Annotated in this window: 2 protein-coding genes; both read right to left on the bottom strand. The window is 65.3% G+C overall.

What is annotated here, in order from left to right:
* The coding region (locus tag RMP09_RS21630) for an HsdR family type I site-specific deoxyribonuclease (protein ID WP_310568046.1) at nt 1–1,733 on the bottom strand (1,733 nt) is incomplete at its 3' end.
* 57 nt (nt 1,734–1,790) lie between these two features.
* A partial coding sequence (locus RMP09_RS21625) for an ATP-binding protein (protein ID WP_310568045.1) occupies nt 1,791–2,654 on the bottom strand: 864 nt, incomplete at its 5' end.

The raw sequence follows: 2,654 nt of genomic DNA, 5'->3' as shown, positions 1-2,654 counted from the left end.
TCGGTGTGGGCGCCGGTTTCTTCCAGCGTGATGTGGCTGGTCAGCGGGTTGTACGACGTGACGATGGCGCAGCGCCCCTTGAACGGCGTCTTCTGCAGCAGCTCGAAATACTTGCAGGCCTCGTAGATGCTGGCCGCCACCAGCATGGCATTGCCGCGCCCGTTGGACAGACGCCGCTTGGTCGCGAAGTCGAACACGATGTCGGCCACCACCCGGTCCATGCGCGAGCGGGAACTCAGCACCTTCTGCATGGTGCCCCATTGCTTCTTCAGTTCGTCGCGTTGCCAGTCGTTCAGGCCCTTGGTCTTGGCCGCAAACCACTGGTCGATCTGGTCTGTCGAGCCCAGCCGCTGGTCGATGTCGCGCGCTTCGTACACCAGGTCCAGCACCACCTTGTCTTCCACCGCTTCGGCGAACTTGTAGGTGTGGATGTAGCCACCAAACACCTCCTGGCTGGTGGCCTTGTCTTCCTTGAGCAGCGGGGTGCCGGTGAAGCCGATGAACACCGCGTTGGGCATCAGCGCCTTCATCACCCGGTTCAACCGGCCGCTCTGCGTGCGGTGGCACTCGTCCACAAACACAAACAGCTCGCCGTAGGTGGCGCTGGGGGCGGCCTGCACGTCCTTGATGAACTGCTCAAACTCCGCCTCGCTCTTGCCGCGCGCCTGCCCGCCAAACTTGTGCACCAGCGAACACATCAGCCGGGGTGAGGGCAGGGCCAGCTGGCGCATCAAGTCCTTGCCGCTGTCGGTGCGGTACACCGTTTCGCCCGCGTCGCCCAGCACGCGCTCGATCTGCTGGTCCAGCTCGTCCCGGTCGGTCACGATCAGCACGCGCGCCTGTGGCAGGTTCTCCAGAATCCAGCGCGCCAACAGCACCATCAAAATGCTTTTGCCCGCGCCCTGCGTGTGCCAGATGATGCCGCCCTGGCGGCGTTGCACATGCGCCTGCGCCGCCTTGATGCCGAAGTACTGGTGCACCCGCGGCAGCTTCTTGATGCCGGCGTCGAACAGCACGAAGTCGTGCACGATCTCCAGCAACCTGGGCTTGCTGCACAGCCTGCGCAGGTACTTGTCGAGCTTGTAGCCCGCGTTGTCGGCCTCGTCTTCCTTCCACTTCAGGAAGTACTTTTCTTGGGTGGCAATGGTGCCGTACTGCAGGCCCTCGCTGTCGTTGCCCGCCATCACCAGCTGCACCGTGGCAAAGAAGCCTTCATTGAATTCCGGCAACTGGTTCGACAGGTTTTGCCGTATGCCGTGGCCAATGCTCACCCGGCTGTTCTTCAGCTCCAGCACGCCCACGGCCAGCCCGTTCAGGTACAGCACCACGTCGGGCCGGCGCTCCAGGCCGCCGTTCAGCGTCACTTCTTCGGCCACCGCAAAGTCATTGGCTTCTGGGTGTTCCCAGTCCACCAGGTGCACCGTCTCGGTCTGCTCGCCCGCGCCGGTTCTCACCGGCACGCCGTAGCGCAGCAGGCTGTACACCGCCTGGTTGTTGCCGTACAGCGTGCGCGTGGGGTTGGCGGCCTCGCTTCGCAGCGTGGTCAGCGCCCGGCTCATCTGTTCGGGTGTGTAGCCCTTGGTCTGCCAGAAGGCGGTGAGCAGCGCTTCTTCAACCGGAGCGTTGTTGGCGCGCTCCGTCCAGTCGCCCAGGTAGCGGTAACCCAGTTCCTGGCACAGCAGCTGCACCACCCGGTGTTGGGTGGCGCGCTCCGGTTTGCTGACATCGTTCACGACGGGCTCCCTGATTTTTGTGTCGTCGGTTGGGGGTCAATGCGGTGCGGCGGCGGTCTACTCGCTGTCTGGCAGCAGGTTGCCTTGCCGGCTCAGCGGTGGCCAGGTGCCGGCCGCTGCGCGCGTTTCGTACCAGCGGTGCATGGCCGCGTCTTCCACCGCGTATTCACCCCGGGCCGATTTCCACACCAGCGCTGGCGTGCGCTCGCGCAGCGACTCCAGCGCGTTTTGTGCCTGCGGCGACGTCACTGCTTTGTCTCGCCCGGTCTTCTCGCGGTAAAAGCGCAGCGCCTCGGCGTCGTACGGCCGGAAGCGGGGGCCTTGCTCCAGCATGCGCCACAGCACCGCCTGTTCCAGCGGCTTCAGGCCCAGGTAGTCCGACTCCATCTGACCTTCGTCGTCCTGCTGGCGCTGCGCGGCGGCCTGCAGCATGGCGGGCTCAAAGCGGCCCGTCAGCGCCGCCAGCGGGCTGAGCACCTGGCCCAGCGCCTCCATGAAGAACTGCGGCCGGCTGCCAAAGCCTTCAAACGCGGCCTGCAGTGTGGCCTGGTCCACCGGCGCCAGCTCCGGGCGCTGCGCTTCGATCAGCTGCACGATGTGCGCGATGAAGTCCTGCCCCAGCGCGGGCATGGTCTTGATCTGCGAGCCATAGAAGGGCGAACCGTTGGTGTTCACCAGGCGCAGCAACTTGTCGCGGTCCGAGCCCGACATCACCAGCATCAGGTTCACCACGCCCGGCCGGTTCAGTTGGTCGCGGGCCGACTTCAGCGCGGTCATGGCCGCTTCGCCTGCTTCGCTGGTCAGCGCGTGTTGCGCTTCGTCAATCACCAGCGCCACCGCTTTGCCTGCTGTTTCGTGCAGGGCGCGCAGGGCGTCCACCAGCGTCAGCCCGTCCAGCTTGCCGATGCGGCTGGTGTCCAC

The sequence above is a fragment of the Hydrogenophaga sp. genome (assembly GCF_031426985.1).
In the GTDB taxonomy this organism is placed as follows: domain Bacteria; phylum Pseudomonadota; class Gammaproteobacteria; order Burkholderiales; family Burkholderiaceae_C; genus Hydrogenophaga.
The sequence above is the reverse complement of the archived record's forward strand: the minus strand, read 5'-3'. Positions and strand labels throughout refer to the sequence as shown.